We start from the raw sequence: 20,230 nt of genomic DNA, 5'->3' as shown, positions 1-20,230 counted from the left end.
AAGGTCCCACTGTAATATATTATCATCAGCTCGTTCCATAAACAAATGAGATCTTTCTATCTTATAATCGTCACCCTTGTTCCATTAGGGACGGTAGCGGCAAGTTCAGTGACGTCCTGATTATACATGCGGATGCATCCTTTTGATACCGCTTTGCCGATGGAGGAAGGATTATTTGTCCCGTGAATGCCGTAATGGAGCTTAGAGAGGCTGAGCCAATAAGCGCCGAACGGACCGCCGGGCTTAGGCTGGCGATTCACGATGTAAAATTCTCCGGTCGGCGTGGTCGTCAATATTTTTCCGACTGCGATCGGATACGTACGGATGAGCCTGCCAAGGCGGTATAACTCCAGTTTCTTCGCTCCGATATACACGACAATGGAATAGGGAATAGTGGATGGGTCGGGAAGATTCGGTATGATAATATGCTGTCCCGCATAAATGACCGATTGGATTGAGGGATTTGCCTGAAGGAGAGCGGCCGTGCTTATTCTGAAGTCTTGCGCAATGCTTGAGATGGTTTCTCCTTGTTTCACTTGATAGGTCAGCAGTTTCATCACCCTCCTTTTTGTTCTTTTCCATATACATATTAAGGAGGGGCTGTTTGCGCATCGGGATAAAAGTCTTATTTTTGTGCGGTTTTCAATGTGAACAGCGTGATTTCCGGTCTTGCTAAAAATCGATACGGCAGCCTTGTCGTACCGAGCCCGCGATTGACATAAACGGTTGTGTCATGCAGCGAATACATGCCGTCGGTATACGTTTTTCCGTAAGGGGGCGTAATGAGAGGCCCGAAAAACGGAAGCTGCACCTGACCGCCGTGAGTATGTCCCGACAGCTGCAGGTTTACGGGATGTCCGCCGATCTTGAGTGCGGCATCCGGCTCGTGAACGAGTAAAATGGAAAACGCATCTTCGGAAAGACGGGATAGAGTGCCTTCATAATCTGGCTTTCCGAGCATTAAATCATCCAAAGACGCAAGTTCAATCCGGCTTCCATCTGCCAGCTGCACCTGACGAAAGCCGTTTCGAAGCACTTGAAAATCAGCTGCTTCCATCAGGGTCTTGTACGTGTTCGTGCCATAGCCTCCGTGGTCATGGTTTCCGTATACACAAAGTTTGCCGAAAGGAGCTTCAAGCCTTTCCAGCACGGCGAGCGCATGCTGATGATCATGATATAAATGCGGCTTATCAATTAAATCTCCCGTAAAGATAAGCAGATCAGGCTTTAGCTGATTGATCTTTTCCGCTGTTTTATTCAAGTCTTCTGTTGTAAACACGTCACTGAGATGCGTATCGCTGAATTGAACGATTTTAAAATTGTCAAAGCCGCGTGGAATCAGGCGGCTGGTAATTGTATGCCGGGTGATTTCAATCATGCGCGGTTCAATATACCGGGCATAGCCGTAGCCTCCGCAAGCCGTCGCAAGAGCCGCGCCAAAAATGCCGAATCCTCTTTTTAAAAATGTTCTTCTCGTCATTTTCTCCATATGTAAAACCAACCTTTGTCAGAGTTTTTCTATTATATCATCAGCTTGGCCGGAAAATCCCTTCTCAGCATGTAATGACGGGCAGAGCCATCTGTGATAGAATTATGAATGATTATTCATTCAATAAAAGGGGTGGGGTTGTTATGGATAAGAAAGCGGTAATCATTACAGGCGGTTCAAGCGGCATGGGAAAAGCCATGGCGAAAAAACAGGCTGAACTGGGATGGCACGTCATGGTGACGGGGAGGAACCAGGAAGCACTTGAGGAAACAAGAAAAGAAATTGAGACCTTTGAGGGACAGGTCGCCTGTTTTCAAATGGATGTCCGTTCAGAATCCGCCGCTTCAGACATGATGACAGAAGCGGTAAAAGTCTTTGGCCGGCTTGATGCGCTGATTAACAATGCGGCCGGTAATTTTATTTGCCCGGCAGAAAAGCTGACGCCCAACGGATGGAAAGCGGTTATTGAGATTGTTTTAAACGGCACTTTTTTTTGCAGCCAAGCTGCGGCAAGACATTGGATCGAGCAAAAGCAGAAGGGTGTCATATTGAATATGGCCGCCACATACGCATGGGGAGCGGGAGCAGGGGTCGTTCATTCCGCTGCAGCCAAAGCGGGGGTATTGTCACTGACAAGAACGCTGGCCGTTGAATGGGGGAGCAAATACGGCATCCGCACAAACGCGATAGCCCCAGGCCCGATTGAACGAACAGGCGGTGCGGAAAAGCTGTTTGAATCGGAAAAAGCAATGTCCTGCACTATGAACAGTGTCCCGCTTGGCCGGCTGGGCACACCGGAAGAAATCGCCGCGTTGGCAGCGTTTTTGCTTTCTGATGAAGCGTCCTACATAAACGGGGATTGTATCACAATGGACGGCGGGCAGTGGCTGAATCCTTATCCGTTTTAATTTTTCGTATATTGACTATTTTGCAAAACAAGCGAACGCCAAAGCCGGCTGTTCGCTTGTTTTATTTTCTATTCAAAATTATGATATAATTTTGAAAGATTAAGGGGCGATTAATTGAAGAAATTATTAAAATGGTTCGTTGTACTATTTTTAAGCAGTTTAGTTATCATCTTTAATATTTGGTACTTTATGATTTGTGCTTTTACTCCACAGTATTATCAAAATACCAATCTTACATCTGATGAAATAATCAGATTTGAAAAGCTATATCACATCGATTTTCCTGATGAAACGAAATTTATTAAAGCCAGGGAGTATTTGAGTGGGCTCGGAGGCGATACATCGGCTGTAGTATATGTGTCTCTGCCAACTAAGCTGGCGGAAACAATTTTATCTGATTATACGTATATGCCAATAAATCATACTGATCATGCCGGTTCAATGTATGGAGTTGACGTTTCCAAGAGTGTTGGCGGGTTAACAACTCTTACATTTGGCACTTTAGATAAAAAAGGAACTTTCTTTCAGTTGGAACATGAGGATGATTGGATATATAACAGAACTGATTGGAGCCATTATTTTTGGACAGCTGCCGGTTATAATGCTCTTATATTTATCCTTTTATTTGTGATTGTGAAACAAATGAACAACGTCCTTAATGAACCGGTCTAAAGAGTGATCTTAAAAATGTCCCCCCTTTTATTTAAGCTGCTGCCATACTGCCTCCTTTTCCCCTAATCTAAACATTTGTGGTGCTGATATAATTGTGTATAATCAGACAAAGATAGAGAAGCAGGTGATAACATGTTGGACCCACTTGATATACTGACGAATATTGATGATGTCATTCCGTATTACCAAGCGATTTTTAACGCTGAGGAACAAAGAGTCGCAGGCTACGAAGTGCTTGGCCGGATTTTGGCAGATACGGAGATTGAGAGCCTAGGGCCGTTTTTCTTAGATTCCGGCATTCCGGAAGAATATAAGCTTGAGGTCGATGACAGAGTCATCAGGCAGGCGCTGGAGAGGTTTAAAGAAGCTGATCGTGATCTATTGATTTTTATCAATCAGGATGCGAATGTATTGATGCTTGACCACGGCGAAAGCTTTCTTGAGCTTTTGAAAGAATACGAAGAGCAGGGCATTGAATTGAACCGTATTGTGCTTGAGATCACCGAGCACAATTTCGAAGGCGACATTGAACAGCTGTACCATATGCTTGCCTACTATCGTACATACGGCATTAAAATCGCAGTGGACAATATAGGTAAGGAGAGCAGCAACCTGGACAGAATCGCGCTTCTTTCACCGGACCTTCTGAAAATAGATTTGCAGGCGCTGAAGGTATCTCAGCCGTCACCATCCTATGAGCATGTGCTGTACAGCATTTCATTGCTGGCGAGAAAAATCGGCGCCGCGCTGCTGTATGAAGATATAGAAGCTGATTTCCAGCTCCAGTACGCATGGAGAAACGGAGGCCGATTTTTTCAAGGCTATTATCTGCAGGCGCCGAGCGGCGATTTTATAGACCGGAGCCTGTTAAAAGCACGCTTGAAAACGGAGTTTCAGCAATTTATCACGAGAGAAAAAAAGAAGCTGGAGACAGTATACGAACACTCTGAGAATTTTTATAAGCGGGTCAATCAGGCAGTTTCCGAGCTGAAGAAAACCCATCAGGCGGATGATGAGTTTATTAAGAAACTGGCGGAAAACCTGACGGACTGCTGTTTCAGAATTTATATGTGTGATGAAGAAGGCTATCAGCTGACGGGAAATGTGTTCAAGCAATCAGGCGAATGGCTTTATCAGCCTGAATACAGGGAGAAAAACTGGAGCTGGCGTCCGTACTTTTTAGAAAACATCATGAAGATGCGTAATTCAAGAAAAGGCTTTTTTAGTGACCTGTACAGTGATATTGAAACGGGTGAGATGATCAGAACCTTTTCATACCCGATGGATGACAATATGTATTTATTTATCGATCTGCCTTACTCTTATTTATATGAACAGGACGGATTACTTTAAAGCGGCTGCTGTAAGCCGCTTTTTTTTATAAATGTGAAAAAGTTTAAAAAAACAATTGACAATGATACTGATAATCATTATCATTTAGTTATAGAGAGAAGTTACTCTCTGTTCCCCAACCCCTCTATCAGATCAAGATCCGAAAAAGCTTGGCGCTACCCCCGCCAAGTTTTTTTATGCCTTCCTGCGCATAAAAAGGCTTCTTCTCACATACATCTGACAATGGCGGCTCAAAAAGCGAAAAATCATTTATAAAAGGTGTATGACATTCCGAAAAAAGCTTCAAACTATTCGAAAACACGGTTTTCCCGTTGATTTTCTTATTGAAAATCCAGCGGGAAAATGCCATCCCGGTCTACTTTATGGTATGATGCTCTGTAGAACTTGTATTATAATAAATACTTGTTGATTTGAAGTTGTTTTTTGAAAGGAGTCTTTTTTTAGAATGTCACAATTAATGGGTATCATCACACGGCTGCAAAGTCTGCAAGAAACAGCCGAAGCGGCTAATGAGCCGATGCAGCGTTATTTCGAAGTAAATGGTGAGAAAATATGCAGTGTTAAATATTTTGAAAAGAATCAAACGTTTGAGCTGACGGTTTTCCAAAAAGGTGAAAAACCTAACACATATCCGTTTGATAACATTGACATGATTTCTATTGAAATTTTTGAGCTCCTTCAGTAATTTGGTTTGATTTTTCAGGCTGACCAAGCTTCCCGTCTTTTAGCAAGCGGAGCTTTATTAAATCATGCAAAGGAACCGTGCTCGTTCGTTTGGTTGTAGATTTTGGAAAGAGGAGTGTCCGTACATGGCTGATTCTTTTCTGTTTTATAATCTTTCTGAGGCACAGATGACCTTTCAAGACGTGATGGAGCGGCTGAAACGCTTTGTCAATAAAGACCCCCGATCAGCATACGTGCTGTCTGTGGGGACTGATTCACAAGTTTACCGCGACTTCACGAAGTTTATTACGGCTATACACTTGCACCGTACAGGCAAGGGAGCTTGGGGCTGTTTGAAAAATCACGATCTCGCCAGACCGATACATAGCCTTCGCGAAAAAATATCGCTGGAAACCGCATTCAGCCAGGAGATGGCTGCGCATATCCTCGACGGACGTTTCATGGAAATTACCGATTTGCTCCTGCCTTTCGCTGATGAAGGGGCGGATCTTACATTTGAAGTGCACTTGGATATTGGCCAAAAAGGGCTGACAAAAGAATTGATACAAGAAATGACCGGCCGTATTACCTCGATGGGCATTGAAGCAAAAATCAAGCCCGATTCCTGCACAGCATTCAGTTATGCCAATCGTTACACAAAATAATATGTCATACAGAATCCGCAAATTGTCGAATTATGCGGTTGACGATTTTTTTCTGTTTACTTATTCTAGCGGTAGAGCTGAAAGCAAATATAACCTTGCTTTCAGAGGTATTCAGTTAAAAATAGGGGGCCTGATTACGTATGAGTCTTATCGGTGAACGATTTACGGAAGAAGAACAAAAACTTCTGCTGAATATCCTGATCAATCATGAATATGCCATTGAGCTTTTGACCAGCGAAATCAACGATATAGAAGCAGGGTCAAAAAGCGTTGATGGAACCACTTATAAAAAACTCGTAACGCTTTATGACCGTTTCCGGAACGAAAATTAATCAGCGGCCTAAAAATTGATACTCGATTGCAAAGAGTATCTTTTTTATTGACGGAAACTTTTCGACAAAAAATGATAATGTTTATATTATTGCGATATAGGGAATACATGTTTTGATGAAAAATGTAAAGGGGTCGAAGTGACATGATTAGCTTACAATCAGATCAGCTTCTTGATGCAACAGTCGGACAATTTATGATCGAGGCGGATAAAGTGGCGCACGTACAAGTCGGAAACAACCTTGAGCATGCTCTTTTAGTGCTGACGAAAACCGGCTATACCGCTATTCCAGTCCTTGACGCTTCGTACCGTCTGCACGGTTTGATTGGCACAAATATGATTATGAACAGCATTTTCGGACTTGAGCGGATTGAGTTTGAGAAGCTGGATCAAATTACGGTTGAGGAGGTCATGTTGAAAGACATTCCCCGTCTCCACATCAATGATCCGATTATCAAAGGGTTCAGCATGGTCATTAACAACGGTTTTGTCTGCGTTGAAAATGATGAAGGCGTCTTTGAAGGCATCTTTACGAGAAGAGTCGTATTAAAGCAGCTGAGCAGTCACATCAGGTCATTGAATAAGTAGGCTTGCACGATCGGCCTATTTGTTCTTTGCACGCCAGAAAAAGAAAACGTATACATATTGGTCGCACTTGCTTCGGCAGCCTTTAATTTATTAGAATGGTAGATAAGAAATACGAAAAGGCATTGAAAAGGAGGACGACATGCAGCTTCAAGAGCTTCATATGCTCGTAATTTTAGCTGAGGAATTAAACATGAGGAAGGCTGCCGAACGGTTATTCGTGTCACAGCCGGCTCTGTCCCAGCGATTGCAGACCATTGAAAAAGCCTGGGGAACAAAGATCTTTCTAAGATCTCAAAAAGGACTCACGGTAACGCCGGCAGGAGAAAAAATCATCCAATTTGCAAATGATGTCACGGACCGGCAAGAGAGAATAAGAGAAAATATTGATGAACTTGAAGGGGAAATTCACGGCACATTGAAGCTTGCCGTCGCCTCCATTATCGGGCAGCACTGGCTTCCGAAAGTGTTAAAAACATATGTGGAGCGATACCCGAATGCAAAGGTTTCCCTCATTACAGGATGGAGCAGCGAAATGCTGAAAAGTCTGTATGAAGATCAGGTACATATCGGCATTATCCGGGGAAACCCGGAATGGAAAGGCCGAAAAGAATATCTAATGACCGATCATTTATATTTGGTCGATACGGAAATTTCCTGCATTGATGATATAGCCCATACCGACCGGCCGTTTATCCAGTTCAAAAGTGACAGTACATATTTTCAGGAAATTCAGCATTGGTGGCATCAAAAATTCAAAACCTCGCCGAAACAGACGATCCTCGTCGATCAGATTGAAACGTGCAAGCAGATGGCGCTGCACGGAATCGGTTATGCCATTTTGCCGTCAGTCACCTTAGCTGAGGAAGACAAAGTAAATAAAATGCCCCTGCTTGATGCAAAGGACCATCCGATCGGCCGCGACACATGGCTGCTCGGTTATGAGCCGGCATTTGAATTAAAACAGGTGCAGGCTTTCGTTTCTGTCATCAAAGATATGCTGAAGCAGGAGAGCCCTTTTTAGAAAGACAGCAATTAAGCTGTCTTTTTTTATTTTTTATTGACAATGAAAATCATTATCATTTAAAGTAATGTATATGTCAATGAAAATCATTATCAATTACGGGGTGATCATATGCAGAAAGCATTAATGATATACGCAAGCATGTCGGGGAATACGGAGGATATTGCCGGCATTATAAAAGAAACACTGAGCGAGCATCAGATTGCAATTGACTGTCTTGACATGGATGAGGCAGATGCAGATTGTCTCGAAGCATATGATTATGTTTTTGTCGGCACGTACACATGGGGAGATGGTGATCTTCCTTACGAAGCGGAAGATTTTTATGAAGATATTCTGCACCGCCAGCTCAACGGACTGAAAACGGCTTGTTTCGGTTCAGGCGATCACGCCTATCCGAAGTTTTGTGAAGCGGTTACGCTGTTTTGCGATGCGTTTGAACAGGCCGGAGCCAATTTATATCCGGAAACGCTGAAAATCGAATTGGCGCCTGAGACGGCTGAGGATCAGGAATGCTGCAAAGAATTTGTCCGCGGTTTTCTTGCATGGGCTGCTCACCAAGGAGACCGGTGCCATGTTTCATAAAGGCGCGACGGCTGTCATGGCATCAGTGTCTTCAGGATTTTTTGTCGCAGTAAAAGGCGAAGGCATTTTTCATTTTTCTGCAGAAGAAGGCTGGAATAGACTGTACCGGATGAAAAGCAAGATTCATGTGCTGACTTACATCGGACCTTACATATTCGCGGCGGGGGAAAAAGGCGCCGTCCTCAGATCGGCCGATCAGGGAAAGACCTGGACGGCATCTCGATTTCCGACCAGCGCCTCCGTTTGGGCCGTTGCCGGGCGGAATGACGGTTTTGTCTGTGCGCACGGCACGCACTGCCTCTACTTATCTGATGATTTCGGCGTCACTTGGCATGTGGCTAAGCCCTTTTCACATTTAAAGGAGCCGCCTGTCATCCGCTCGCTTTGTTTGCACGGTCAGACGATTTATATCGGCACCCGGATTCATATGAATTATGGCGGCATTTGGGCGTATGATCTGACAGAAGACCGCATCCGGCGTATAAGCCGTGAAAGACAGCGCATGACGGCTTCCATGCTCATGTACAAGAAGGACTGGCTCATTGCCGCAAAGGGAGCGGCAAAGGGAGAACGGGGCGAGGTTGCCGTCCGAAACGTGCGGACGCAAGAGGCGTTTGCCATTACAGCCGCGCCCGCCGTACGGGAAAAATCATTTCTCGACGTTTCTGAGGATGACGGTATTATTTATGTCACTTCGGCACAGGACGAAAACGGATTTTCGCGCATTTACCAAGCTGATTTCGCCGCCGGAGAATTAAAATGGTTTGATACGATCCGCGGTCACGGATGGCGGGTGGCCAATCAGAAAGAAAGCTTTTTTTGCGCGGGCCTTTACGAATGTAAGTTTGTCAGACCGTATGAGGCGGCCCGGCTCGCACATTAGTTTCTATACATAAAGGAGAGACGGAGATGGGGAAAGTATTGCTTGTTTATGCGACAATGTCAGGAAACACCGAGGCAATGGCGGATTTGATTGAAAAAGGGCTGATCGAAGCACAAGCATCTGTAGACAGATATGAAGCGATGGATATCGATGCCGAACTTTTTAATGACTACGAGTATATTTTATTAGGCACATATACGTGGGGAGACGGGGATCTTCCTGATGAAATGCTCGATATCGCTGAAGATATGGAAAACCTGGAGTTTGCAGGGAAAACATTTGCTCTGTTCGGTTCCGGAGATACGTCCTATGCGTTTTTTTGCGGAGCGGTTGACGAATTGGAAAAAGTGATCACGGCCCGGGGAGGACGGGTGGTGCTGCCATCGGTCAAAATTGAAAACAACCCTGAAGGCAGCGAGGAAGAAGAGCTCAGGGAATTCGGAAGACAGTTTGCCGCAATGTGCAGACAGCCGGCAGAATAAAGGCTTGTTCCTTTTTTTCTTGTTTTTGCATCCTTCCTTTGTTACAGTAATGAGGTAGAAAATCAGAGGAGGACAATACATATGAAAATGATGGATGCAAATGAAATTATTTCATTTATTCAAAATAGTACAAAATCAACGCCTGTAAAAGTGTATGTAAAAGGCAATCTTGAGGGAATCAGCTTTGGCGATTCCGCTAAAACATTCCTGAACGGCCAATCCGGCGTTGTTTTTGGCGAATGGACTGACATTAAAGCGGCAATTGAAGAAAACAAAGACAAAATTGAGGATTACGTCATTGAAAATGACCGCCGCAACTCTGCGATTCCGATGCTTGACTTGAAAGATGTAAAAGCGCGCATCGAGCCCGGCGCTATTATCCGCGACCAAGTCGAAATCGGCGATAATGCCGTTATCATGATGGGGGCGTCCATTAATATCGGTTCAGTCATCGGCGAAGGCACAATGATTGATATGAACGTTGTGCTCGGAGGACGCGCGACTGTCGGAAAAAACTGTCATATCGGAGCGGGTTCTGTATTAGCGGGCGTTATTGAGCCGCCAAGCGCTAAGCCTGTTGTCGTGGAAGATGATGTTGTCATCGGCGCAAATGCGGTTGTGCTTGAAGGCGTAACAATCGGAAAAGGCGCGGTTGTCGCTGCGGGAGCCATCGTAGTAAATGACGTTGAGCCATATACCGTTGTAGCAGGAACACCAGCGAAAAAAATCAAAGATATCGATGAAAAAACAAAAGGCAAAACAGAAATCAAACAGGAATTACGCCAGCTGTAAGGAATGGTTTGATAGAATGGGCGTGGATGATAAAATCCACGCCTTATTCTTATCTTAAGGAGGAATACATATGGAAAAAGAGCGGCTCATAGCAATCCGGAGAGATCTGCACCGCATCCCGGAAATCGGCTTTCAGGAATATAAAACACAGCAGTACCTGCTGAATATATTAAAACAATATCCGGAAGATAGAATTGAAATCGAAACGTGGAGAACCGGCATCTTTGTCAAAGTCAACGGCACGGCTCCGGAAAAAATGCTCGCCTACAGAGCGGATATAGATGCTTTATCGATTGAAGAACAGACGGGGCTTCCGTTTGCATCTGAACATCCCGGTTTTATGCACGCATGCGGCCACGATATGCACATGACCATCGCGCTCGGCATTATTGATCATTTTGTCCATCACCCGGTCAAGCATGATCTGCTCTTTTTATTCCAGCCGGCTGAAGAAGGACCGGGCGGAGCGGAACCGATGCTTGAAAGCGATGTGCTGAAAAAATGGACGCCGGATTTGATCACGGCTCTCCATATAGCACCTGAGCTGCCGGTCGGCACAATCTCCACCAAAAGCGGATTGCTGTTTGCAAATACGAGCGAGCTTGTCATCGACCTTGAGGGGAAAGGCGGACATGCGGCATATCCGCATACAGCAGATGACATGGTCGTCGCCGCAAGTACGCTTGTCACGCAGCTGCAGACGGTCATATCCAGAAATACGGACCCGCTTGACAGCGCGGTCATTACTGTCGGAACGATTACCGGAGGCACGGCGCAAAATATCATCGCAGAGCGTGCTCATCTGGAAGGAACGATCCGGACGCTTTCTGAAGAATCAATGCATATGGTGAAAAAGCGGATTGAAGAACTCGTCAAAGGAATTGAAATCGGCTTCCGCTGTAAAGGAAAGGTCACGTACCCGTCCGTTTATCATCAAGTTTATAATACAAGCGGCCTGACCGAAGAATTTATGCAATTTGTCAGTGATCATCATCTTGCAGAAGTGAAGACGGCGAAAGAAGCGATGACCGGAGAAGATTTCGGGTATATGCTGAAAAAATATCCCGGCTTCATGTTCTGGCTCGGTGCCGATTCTTCCCACGGGCTTCATCACGCAAAGCTGAATCCGGATGAAGCTGCGATGGAAACCGCAGTAAATGTCATGGTCGGATATTTTTCGGAGTATGCCAATTAAATCCGAAAAGAAGAATAATCTAACAAAAATTGAGCATTCTACGTAACGGAGGTGTTCAATATGACGAAAAAAATTGGAATTGAACAATCTTTATCGGATGTAGAACAGGCGTTAAAACAAAAGGGATATGACGTAGTGATGATGAAGACTCCTGAGGATGCGAAGGATTGTGACTGCTGTGTCGTAACCGGACTTGACAGCAATGTCCAAGGCATTGCCGATACGTCAACTCAGGCTCCCGTCATTACGGCTTCCGGAATGACAGCTGACGAAATCTGCAGCGAAGTAGAAAAAAAATTTCATTAAAAAGAAAAAACCGAAGCTTATGCTTCGGTTTTTCTATTCGGCAGAAGAGGCGTTTTTCAAACGGTCGAGCGCGATTTTCATTTCTCTCCGCAGCACGCGTTCAACCCGCCATTGCTCCATATTTTCTGTTTTGGCGATGATTCTGATGACCATTTCTGATGTGCTTAAATCCTGAACCCCGATGACATCCGGTCCTTCCTTAATCTGCGGAAGCTCAAGGGCTGCTTTGTCACAGGCGTTTTGCAGGACTTGAATGGTTTCATCAAGGTTTTTTTCAAGCGGCACCTTAATATCGACAAGCGCCTGCATCGTTCCGCGGGAATGGTTGCTCACATTCGTGATCCCCCGGTTGGGAAGATAGTGAAGCGTGCCGTCAAAGCTCCGGATTTGCGTCGTACGCAGCCCGACCTGCTCGACAATGCCGCTGTAGCCGGCAACCGTAATATAATCACCGACATCGATCTGTTTTTCCAAAAGGATAAAAAATCCAGTGACAATGTCACTGACAAGCCCCTGAGCGCCAAAGCCGACTGCAAGACCGACCACGCCGGCGCCTGCTATGAGAGCGCTCGGATTGTAGTGAAATAAATCCAATATCATGACGATAAAAACGAAAATCAGTATGTATCCGTACACATTCAGCGCGAGACTCCGCAAAGTATAAGCGCGGCCCGTGGAGAGGTTGTTTTGCTGCTCGAATTTCTGAAACAGATGTTTAATCAGCTTTTTGCCTGCCGTTCTGAAAATAAAATACGTTAAAATAATAAGTGCCAGCTTGACGATGAAAATCCCCGCAGAAGTGATGAGCCCGGCCCAATCAAAGTGTTTTAAATCAATCATAGTGATGTCTTCCTTTCAAGTCTATTGCAGAAAAAGCTAAAAGTTATTTACCCGTTTTCCAATAGAATAAACCTTTTAATAGAAATCAGTTATTTACCGTTATGATTTTTTCTATTGAACGGTTTCAATCTCATTATTTTCGTGAAGATATTAACTAAAGATTCTCCGCTCTCATTTTAACATGGCAGTTCAGCCAAATCATTTACTTTAGAGGGGAAAACAGCCTGATGTTGCCCGATCGAAATGAGAGTGCGGACGAAAGCTCACAAATCTTTTTCATAAGGAGGGACATCAGATGAAATTACATCAGCAAATGCCTGAATTGACAGGCGCCAAAGCCTGGATTAACGGAGTAGTCACGAAGGAACAGCTGATCGGTGACAAGCCGGTATTGATTCACTTCTGGTCCGTCAGCTGCGGCATGTGTAAAGAAGCGATGCCTGAGGTGAACGGGCTTCGTAATAAATATAAAGATCAGTTGAATGTGGCAGCCGTTCATATGCCCCGTTCCGAAGATGATCTTGACCTTGAGAAAATCAAGGAAACAGCGGCTGAACACGATATCTCTCAGCCGATTTACGTGGACAGCAACCATACGCTGACTGAAGCATTTGAGAATCAATATGTGCCGGCTTATTACGTTTTTGATAAAACCGGACAGCTCCGTCATTTTCAAGCGGGAGGAGACGGGATGACAATGCTTGAAAAACGCGTCAGCCGCGTACTTTCAGAAATGGAGCATGCTTCTGAATAATTGGGACAATCTCCATCGGACTATTGTCTCGGTTCTGCAAACCCTTTGCCGTTAGGTAATAGGGTTTTTTTGTGCTTATTGGATAAAAAATTCCAAAATGACATGCGTGATTGTTGAGCCGGAGTGAAAACGAAAATGAAGAAAAACAGGAGAAAACACGCTGTATCGCATGTTTTCTCCGTATCTTTAGCTTTTACATATTATAGTCGAAAATTGTAGATATTACGCTAATTTTCATTAAACAAGTAATTTCAAGTTATATTTTGAAGTGATTGAATAAAATGGAACACCGCCCAGAATCCCCTATATGATAAGGGTTTTTGTATAGAAAGTACCATTTTCAGAAAATAAGCAATTTTTCATAGAGTAAATAAAATAGTAAAATGCTAAAATAATAGTTGATAAAATTACTTTTGTAATCTAATATCTAAATAAAAGCGTTTAAATTTTTGACAGGGGGTTTTACACATGTTTAATGAAAGAGAAGCGCTGCGCTTACGTTTAGAACAATTGAACGAGGCAGAGGTAAAAGTCATTCGTGAATATCAAATAGAACGTGATAAAATATATGCAAAACTGAGAGAATTAGACAATACGGGCAGCCTGTCCGATACAAAAAAAGAGTTTCGTCCGGAGAAAAAAAGTGACTCTCTCCCAGTGCTTGCAGAGCTTGCGGCACAGGAAATGAGAAGCTACCAAAAGCCGCAGACACAGCCTCAATCCTCACAGTCGCAAATGCAGTCTATTACGTCTCTTCCCGCCGGCATTCCGGACGGTTCTACAAGAAGAAGAAGAGGGACGGCAAGACCGGGTTCAAAAGCGGCAAAACTGCGCGAAGCAGCCATTAAAACATTGAAGCGCCACAATGCGGCGATCAAAAGTTCGGAGCTGCAAAAGGAAATTGAGAAGGAAAGCGGCCTTGAAATCCCTAATATGACAACGTTTATGCAAAGTTTAATTAAAATGTATCCGGAAGTGAAAAAACCATACCGCGGCCAATATATTCTTGAGGGAGAAATTTCTCAGGAAACAGAAGAAACGGCAAATGATACGGCTGCTGAATAAACAGTAAAAAACTGCTTGCGTTACTCAAGCAGTTTTTTTGCGTTGTCCCGCGTATCTTTTAACGCCTTTTTTTCAAGCTTGACGACATATTTCTGGAACGGTTTTTCTTCATCAGCCCGTTCTTTCAACGCGTCGAGCTTTTCTTCAAACGACTGATCACGGGACTCTGATTGTGCAAACTGTTTTTGCAGGGAGATGACTTGTTCGGTGACCGCTTTAAGCAAGTCTTCTGCCTGAACAGTCCCGGCCGCAGCGGAAGGAAGCTCCAGCTCTTTTTCTGCCGGTTCCGCCGTCCGGCTGTCAATATCAGCAAAATGGCCGGCAATCCAAGCATCACTTTCGTCCAGCTGCCTTTTGTACGAGAGAATGGTTTCTTGAAATAACTTTTCTTTCGTTTTTTCTATTTCTACAAGCCGTTCTTTTGTTTCTAGTATTCGATCTCTCATATGATTAATTTCTATTTTAATATGTTTGAGCTGGTATTCTTTTTCTGTCATTTGTGTTTGCAGCCGGATATTTTCTTCTGCAGCAGCCTGAAAACGCCGTTTCGTATCTTCGTGAGCAGTCTGTTCGGTTTCCATGGCGGTCTCAAGTGAGCGGATACGGGTATGTAAGTTTTTATTTTCTTCTTCAAATTTTACATTCGTAAGATGGAGACGGTGTTTTTCTTCCATCTCATTTTTCCGCCGAAACGTTTCCTTCTGCAGCAGTTCTTGCAGAATGACGATTTTATCGAGCAGCCCGGCCCTGATTTCATGCAGAGACCGTTCCGTGTTACTTGTCTGTTTGTGTTTTTGAGCCATTGCTTCCAGTTCGTCAGTAAGCTTGTGAAGCCGCTCTTTAATATTAGCGTTTTCCTCTTGAAGCTTATTGTTTTTTTGATGAAAGTAGCTTGCTTCAAACTCAGAAATCAGTTTTCTGCATCTCGAAAGTTCAGACTTCAAATAAAGGTTCTCTTGAGAAGTGTCGTGGAAAAACGGACCTGATATTTTCATAAGAACCATCTCCCTCATGATGTTAACACTACAATATGGGATGGGACAGACGGCTATTCCTCTTAATTAAACTGACAAGCACTGTAATATTGTATTTCGGCTGAGGCGTTTGCTATGCTTTTATATAGAATGGGGAGAGATGACATGAAACGGGTGAATGTAATATTAGCAGGGGGAGCTTCCCGAAGGTTCGGGGAACCGAAAGCTTTTGCAAAGTGGAAGGGCGGCATGTTTTATGAACAGGCGAAAAAAGCCTTCGGCTGCGGAGAGACGGTGATGATCAGCCGCCCTGAACATATAAAAAGGTTCTTAGCAAACAAAGAGAGACATGTTTTTGCCGATGTGCCGCAGTTTCGGGGAATGGGGCCGCTGGCCGGCATATATACGGCAATGAAACAAACGGAAGGCGAAACATACACGGTCATATCCTGTGACACGCCGCTCGTGACTAGAAAGACCATGGCAGCGCTTGAAATGAAGCTGACCGGAAATGTGGACGCTGTCATTCCGATTTGTGAAAACAGAGCGCAGCCTCTCTTGGCGGTTTATCATAAACGGGTGCAAGAGGTGCTTTTTGATCAGCTGGCACAAAACAAGCTGAAAATGGCAGACACGCTGAAACATCTGTCTGTCTGTTATGTTCAGGCTGAAGACATCGGCGCCGGGCCGGAAGAGTTCGTCAATATCAACACCCGGGATGATTACGCCAGACTTTTGGCGCTTATCGAGTCTTCACATCAGGACTGATGGTGAGGAAACATGGTATGATGGAAATAAAAATGCAAGGGGACAACACAGATGGAAGAGCGCTATTCGCGGCAGACAAGATTTAAGCCGATAGGGGAAAAAGGGCAGAAGGCGCTGGCTGACAGCAGTGTCCTGATTGTCGGGGCCGGGGCCCTCGGAACAGCCGCAGCAGAGGGGCTGGCAAGAGCCGGAGCAGGCCGTATGGCGATTATTGACCGGGATTATGTGGAATGGAGCAATTTACAAAGACAGCAGCTGTATACAGAAGAAGACGCGAGAGGACGCCTGCCGAAAGCCGTGGCGGCAAAGACGCGTCTTTTGGCGATAAACAGTGACATACATATAGATGCTTATGCAGCCGAAGGTACGGCGGAAACGCTCGAACCGCTGATCGAACAAGCGGATTGCATCGTGGATGCGACAGATAATTTTGAAACGAGAATGGTCATCAATGATCTGGCGCTGAAAACGAAAACGCCTTGGATTTACGGTGCCTGTGTCAGCAGTCAGGGGATGTGTATGACGATTATCCCTGAGGTTACGCCGTGTTTATCCTGTCTGTTTGAGCAAATACCCGTAGGCGGAGCGACATGTGATACAGCAGGCATCATACCTCCGGCGGTTCATATCGTCTCTGCTTATCAGCAGGCTGAGGCGCTGAAATTGCTGACAGGTAACCATGAAGCGGTCAATCGGCGCTTTTTTACGTTTGATGTGTGGAATAACACCAATATGAGCGTAAATGTGGATCAGACCAAACGGGATCATTGCCCTTCCTGCGGCGCGGAGCCCGTATACCCGTACCTGCAGCCTGAAAACAGGCCGAAAGCAAGCGTGCTGTGCGGAAGAGACACCGTTCAAATCAGATCGGAAGCGTTAAAGAGGCTGGACAAAGAAGAGCTCGTCAAACGTCTGAAGCAGATCGGCAAAGTCGAAGCAAATGAATTTCTGCTGCACATGGCATACGAGCGCTTCAGAATCGTTATTTTTCAAGACGGACGGGCTCTGATTCACGGTACAAATGACATCAAAGAAGCAAATTCAGTTCTGGCCAGAGTGATCGGACTGTAGTAAGGGGAGGTATTGCTATGCTTGAAAAAAGAACGCCGATACAGGTGGGCGAAGCAGTCCGCCGAGTGAGCCGATATAAAAAACAGGGGGATACCGAATGGGTGCCGCTGGAGGACAGCCTTCACCGCTATTTGGCGGAAGATGTTAAGGCGGACCATGATGTGCCTGCCTTTGACCGTTCTCCGTATGACGGTTTTGCCATCAGGGCGTGCGATTCAAAGACGGCTTCCCGTGACAATGCCGTCACGTTTGAAGTCATTGACCATATCGGAGCCGGCGCCGTGTCAGAAAAAGAGCTCGGACCGTATGAAGCGGTCCGCATTATGACAGGGGCGCAGATTCCAAAAGGCGCGGATGCCGTAGTGATGCTTGAGCTGACAAAAACGCACTCTGAAAACGGCACGGATTACATGTCGGTAAAACGCCCTTTCCATGCGGGTGATAATATATCATACCAAGGAGAAGATGCGAAAAAGGGCAGCTCGCTTTTAAAAAAAGGAACGAAAATCACGCCGGGCGTCACCGCTCTTTTGGCAACCTTCGGCTATTCTTCTGTTCCTGTAGTGAGAAAGCCGGTGGTCGGGATTATCGCCACGGGAACCGAACTTCTTCATGTAAGCGATCCGCTTGAACCCGGGAAAATCCGCAATAGCAACGCGGCCATGGTGTATGCCCAGATCATTGAAGCGGGTGCGGTGCCGCTGAACTTAGGCAAAATTTCCGATGATTTTGATGACAGTTATGCGGCGGTGAAGGAAGCCATGAAAAAAACCGATTTTCTGATCACGACCGGCGGCGTGTCAGTCGGTGATTTTGATTTTCTTCCTGACATTTATGCTAAGCTGGGAGCGGACGTTTTATTTAACAAAGTGGCAATGCGCCCGGGGAGTGTGACAACTGTCGCACGGGCTGATGACATGCTGCTGTTCGGCCTTTCAGGCAATCCGTCGGCATGTTACGTCGGTTTCACCCTGTTTGTCAAACCGATGATTCAGTCGTGGCTTCTGAATGAAAAACCTCACGCCGGATGGGCGGAAGCCGTGTTAACAAACGACTTTCCAAAGCCGAATCCGTTTGCGAGATTTGTGAGGGCGTTTGTTTATCACAAAGATGGAAAGATGATGGCGTCACCGGTCGGTCTCGACAAGTCAAGCTCAGTCACATCTCTTGCTGAAGCAAACGCGTTTATCCTTCTGCCGGGAGGAACGAGGGGATATGAAGCGGGACGGACGGTTCACGTGCTTCTCATCCGCGATGAGAATGGAAGTGAATGGCCGTGGTCAATTCTTTCCCGATCGTCCAGATCGTAGGCTTTCAAAACAGCGGTAAAACAACGTTTATCGAACGTATACTGAAAGCGGCGCCGAAAGAATGCACGGTTGGATGTTTAAAGCATCACGGACATGGCGGAGAGCCGGAACCTTTTTCTGACGGAAAGGATTCAGAACGCTTATCAAAAGCCGGTGCCGCGGTTACGGCAGTAGAAGGGGACGGGGTCTTGCAGCTTACGGCGCGAAAAAAATGGGATCTGGCTGGTTTGATCGGCCTGTATGAATATGTGGGAATCGACTGTCTTCTCATTGAGGGTTTTAAACATGCGCTGCATCCGAAAATCATTATGATTAAAAGCAGCGAAGATTGGCAAAAGCTGAAGCATTTGGAGCGCGTGCTCGCGGTTGTCAGCAGAAGTACGGAGCATATGCCTGCAGATGCGGGCATACCCGTATTCCATGCGGATGATCCGGATGCCATTATGTTTGTGCTTTCGCAGCTGAAAGGGGGATCTGCATAAATGGAACGTTTTCAAATTACAAGGGAACCTATCATTGCGGAAAATATCGTGAAAAAAGTTGAAAAGCGCGAAGCCGGGGCCATCACAACGTTTATCGGCACGGTCAGAGAGTGGACTGCCGGACGGCGGACGGTGCGTCTTGAATATGAAGCATATGAACCGATGGCTGTTCAAATGCTTTCTCAAATCGGCGATGAAATCAGCGCGAAATGGGAGGGAGCCGAAGCTGCGATCACTCACCGCGTCGGCGTCCTTGATATCGGAGAAGCAGCGGTCGTAATCGCCGTGTCTTCTCCGCACAGAAAGGCGGCATATGAGGCGAATGAATATGCCATTGAACGGATAAAACAGATTGTTCCGATTTGGAAAAAAGAGATCTGGGAAGACGGCGAAGAATGGATAGGCGATCAGCTGGAAACGACGCCTTATCCGAACGGAAAACCGGATTTAAATAAAGGGGAATCACGATGATTAAAGTACTTTTGTTTGCCGGGCTTGCGGAGCAGGCGGGAACACCGGTCATTGAACTTGACGAAAAGAAGGCGGCAGCGTCTGCTGTAAAAACGCTGTTAAAAGAACGGTACGGCCTTCAGACGATAGACAATGCCATGATCGCAATCAATGAAACTTACGTAAAAGACAACAGCATCGTAACAGAAGGCGATACCATTGCCTTTATCCCGCCTGTAAGCGGAGGGTGAATAAAAGCCGGATGTGCATTATTGTCATCCGGCTTTTTTGCACAGTACGCCGATAACATCGGCAAGAAAGGCTGAATTCCAGAGGGAAACCAAATGGAACTTTAAGGAATTTTTAATTGTGCGGTTTTCTTTACATACATAGGCTTAAAAAGGTGTCACCACAAGATTTTGAGCCTGCTTTCATATCAGTCCGGCGCTGGTCATTTTTTACATAATTATGGAACGTACATTTAAGAATTTGTGTTACAATTTAGCATAAATACGCAAACGGCAAAAAAATTGAAACTTTTATAAGCTGGATGCGTACGTATAAACAGAATAATACATAGGAG

At 45.3% G+C, this 20,230-nt stretch carries 26 protein-coding genes; 22 read left to right on the top strand and 4 right to left on the bottom strand.

Going from position 1 to position 20,230, the window contains the following annotated elements:
- Positions 1-56: 56 nt before the first annotated feature.
- Together ACXN9U_RS07595 and ACXN9U_RS07590 are read right to left on the bottom strand one after the other, a co-directional pair.
- Positions 57-551 (bottom strand): L,D-transpeptidase family protein, encoded by a 495-nt coding sequence (locus ACXN9U_RS07595; RefSeq protein ID WP_095240832.1) that lies wholly within the window; start codon positions 549-551, stop codon positions 57-59.
- A gap of 74 nt (positions 552-625) precedes the next feature.
- The gene (locus tag ACXN9U_RS07590; RefSeq protein ID WP_489202388.1) at positions 626-1,489 is read right to left on the bottom strand and encodes a metallophosphoesterase; all 864 of its coding nucleotides are present in this window, start codon (positions 1,487-1,489) and stop codon (positions 626-628) included.
- Positions 1,490-1,632: 143 nt separating this feature from the next.
- On the opposite strand from ACXN9U_RS07590, the gene fadH reads away from it, so the two are divergent.
- The 14 genes from fadH to ACXN9U_RS07520 all read left to right on the top strand — a co-directional run bounded on the left by fadH (position 1,633) and on the right by ACXN9U_RS07520 (position 11,933).
- On the top strand, positions 1,633-2,397 hold the full coding sequence (gene fadH / locus ACXN9U_RS07585; protein WP_489202387.1) for a 2,4-dienoyl-CoA reductase: 765 nt from the start codon (positions 1,633-1,635) through the stop codon (positions 2,395-2,397).
- A gap of 114 nt (positions 2,398-2,511) precedes the next feature.
- Positions 2,512-3,069 (top strand): hypothetical protein, encoded by a 558-nt coding sequence (locus ACXN9U_RS07580; RefSeq protein WP_489202386.1) that lies wholly within the window; start codon positions 2,512-2,514, stop codon positions 3,067-3,069.
- A 132-nt stretch (positions 3,070-3,201) separates the two neighbouring features.
- On the top strand, positions 3,202-4,422 hold the full coding sequence (locus ACXN9U_RS07575) for an EAL domain-containing protein (RefSeq protein ID WP_060962919.1): 1,221 nt from the start codon (positions 3,202-3,204) through the stop codon (positions 4,420-4,422).
- Positions 4,423-4,867: 445 nt separating this feature from the next.
- Positions 4,868-5,107, top strand: coding sequence for a YkuJ family protein (locus tag ACXN9U_RS07570; protein WP_003154613.1), 240 nt, complete (start codon positions 4,868-4,870; stop codon positions 5,105-5,107).
- A 124-nt stretch (positions 5,108-5,231) separates the two neighbouring features.
- Positions 5,232-5,750 (top strand): ribonuclease H-like YkuK family protein, encoded by a 519-nt coding sequence (locus ACXN9U_RS07565; RefSeq protein WP_016936302.1) that lies wholly within the window; start codon positions 5,232-5,234, stop codon positions 5,748-5,750.
- A 140-nt stretch (positions 5,751-5,890) separates the two neighbouring features.
- Positions 5,891-6,082: an antirepressor AbbA gene (gene abbA, locus ACXN9U_RS07560; RefSeq protein WP_013352076.1), complete on the top strand. Its 192-nt coding sequence runs from the start codon at positions 5,891-5,893 to the stop codon at positions 6,080-6,082.
- Positions 6,083-6,225: 143 nt separating this feature from the next.
- The gene (cbpB, locus tag ACXN9U_RS07555) at positions 6,226-6,669 is read left to right on the top strand and encodes a cyclic-di-AMP-binding protein CbpB (RefSeq protein WP_003154608.1); all 444 of its coding nucleotides are present in this window, start codon (positions 6,226-6,228) and stop codon (positions 6,667-6,669) included.
- 139 nt (positions 6,670-6,808) lie between these two features.
- Complete coding sequence (gene ccpC / locus ACXN9U_RS07550; protein WP_489202385.1) at positions 6,809-7,690, top strand: transcriptional regulator CcpC; 882 nt, start codon at positions 6,809-6,811, stop codon at positions 7,688-7,690.
- 111 nt (positions 7,691-7,801) lie between these two features.
- Positions 7,802-8,275: a flavodoxin gene (locus ACXN9U_RS07545; RefSeq protein ID WP_016936300.1), complete on the top strand. Its 474-nt coding sequence runs from the start codon at positions 7,802-7,804 to the stop codon at positions 8,273-8,275.
- Positions 8,265-9,158, top strand: coding sequence for a WD40/YVTN/BNR-like repeat-containing protein (locus ACXN9U_RS07540; protein ID WP_060962915.1), 894 nt, complete (start codon positions 8,265-8,267; stop codon positions 9,156-9,158). The genes ACXN9U_RS07545 and ACXN9U_RS07540 overlap by 11 nt, the downstream gene beginning before the upstream one ends.
- A 26-nt stretch (positions 9,159-9,184) precedes the next feature.
- Complete coding sequence (locus ACXN9U_RS07535; protein WP_489202384.1) at positions 9,185-9,640, top strand: flavodoxin; 456 nt, start codon at positions 9,185-9,187, stop codon at positions 9,638-9,640.
- Between the two features lie 81 nt (positions 9,641-9,721).
- Entirely contained in the window at positions 9,722-10,432 is a 711-nt protein-coding gene (gene dapD / locus ACXN9U_RS07530) for a 2,3,4,5-tetrahydropyridine-2,6-dicarboxylate N-acetyltransferase (protein WP_060962913.1), read from the top strand.
- A 70-nt stretch (positions 10,433-10,502) separates the two neighbouring features.
- Entirely contained in the window at positions 10,503-11,627 is a 1,125-nt protein-coding gene (locus ACXN9U_RS07525) for an N-acetyldiaminopimelate deacetylase (protein ID WP_060962912.1), read from the top strand.
- Positions 11,628-11,687: 60 nt separating this feature from the next.
- On the top strand, positions 11,688-11,933 hold the full coding sequence (locus tag ACXN9U_RS07520) for a YkuS family protein (RefSeq protein WP_013352084.1): 246 nt from the start codon (positions 11,688-11,690) through the stop codon (positions 11,931-11,933).
- 33 nt (positions 11,934-11,966) lie between these two features.
- Here ACXN9U_RS07520 and ACXN9U_RS07515 read toward each other — a convergent pair whose 3' ends face one another.
- Positions 11,967-12,773 (bottom strand): mechanosensitive ion channel family protein, encoded by an 807-nt coding sequence (locus tag ACXN9U_RS07515; protein ID WP_489202383.1) that lies wholly within the window; start codon positions 12,771-12,773, stop codon positions 11,967-11,969.
- Between the two features lie 295 nt (positions 12,774-13,068).
- Between ACXN9U_RS07515 and ACXN9U_RS07510 the strand changes: the two genes are divergently transcribed.
- A complete protein-coding gene (locus ACXN9U_RS07510; protein WP_060962910.1) occupies positions 13,069-13,527 on the top strand; it encodes a TlpA disulfide reductase family protein in 459 nt (152 codons plus the stop codon).
- Between the two features lie 468 nt (positions 13,528-13,995).
- On the top strand, positions 13,996-14,592 hold the full coding sequence (gene rok, locus ACXN9U_RS07505; RefSeq protein ID WP_060962909.1) for a transcriptional regulator Rok: 597 nt from the start codon (positions 13,996-13,998) through the stop codon (positions 14,590-14,592).
- A gap of 20 nt (positions 14,593-14,612) precedes the next feature.
- On the opposite strand, the gene ACXN9U_RS07500 is transcribed toward rok, so the two are convergent.
- Positions 14,613-15,587: a sporulation protein gene (locus tag ACXN9U_RS07500; protein ID WP_489202382.1), complete on the bottom strand. Its 975-nt coding sequence runs from the start codon at positions 15,585-15,587 to the stop codon at positions 14,613-14,615.
- 144 nt (positions 15,588-15,731) lie between these two features.
- Here ACXN9U_RS07500 and ACXN9U_RS07495 point away from each other — a divergent pair, with 144 nt between their 5' ends.
- From ACXN9U_RS07495 to moaD, 6 genes are read left to right on the top strand one after another with little or no spacing between them, the layout of a single operon-like run.
- Positions 15,732-16,334: a molybdenum cofactor guanylyltransferase gene (locus ACXN9U_RS07495; protein WP_060962907.1), complete on the top strand. Its 603-nt coding sequence runs from the start codon at positions 15,732-15,734 to the stop codon at positions 16,332-16,334.
- 51 nt (positions 16,335-16,385) lie between these two features.
- Entirely contained in the window at positions 16,386-17,405 is a 1,020-nt protein-coding gene (locus tag ACXN9U_RS07490; RefSeq protein ID WP_060962906.1) for a MoeB/ThiF family adenylyltransferase, read from the top strand.
- 17 nt (positions 17,406-17,422) lie between these two features.
- Complete coding sequence (locus tag ACXN9U_RS07485; protein ID WP_060962905.1) at positions 17,423-18,715, top strand: molybdopterin molybdotransferase MoeA; 1,293 nt, start codon at positions 17,423-17,425, stop codon at positions 18,713-18,715.
- Complete coding sequence (mobB, locus tag ACXN9U_RS07480; protein ID WP_060962904.1) at positions 18,676-19,197, top strand: molybdopterin-guanine dinucleotide biosynthesis protein B; 522 nt, start codon at positions 18,676-18,678, stop codon at positions 19,195-19,197. The genes ACXN9U_RS07485 and mobB overlap by 40 nt, the downstream gene beginning before the upstream one ends.
- Entirely contained in the window at positions 19,198-19,668 is a 471-nt protein-coding gene (locus tag ACXN9U_RS07475; RefSeq protein WP_045926916.1) for a molybdenum cofactor biosynthesis protein MoaE, read from the top strand.
- Positions 19,665-19,898, top strand: a complete 234-nt coding sequence (moaD, locus tag ACXN9U_RS07470) for a molybdopterin converting factor subunit 1 (protein ID WP_060962903.1) — start codon at positions 19,665-19,667, stop codon at positions 19,896-19,898. Before ACXN9U_RS07475 ends, moaD begins: the two co-directional genes overlap by 4 nt.
- Positions 19,899-20,230 lie beyond the last annotated feature (332 nt).

The sequence above is a fragment of the Bacillus sp. BACIII genome (assembly GCF_057836745.1).
This window is presented reverse-complemented; position numbering and strand designations above follow the sequence as displayed.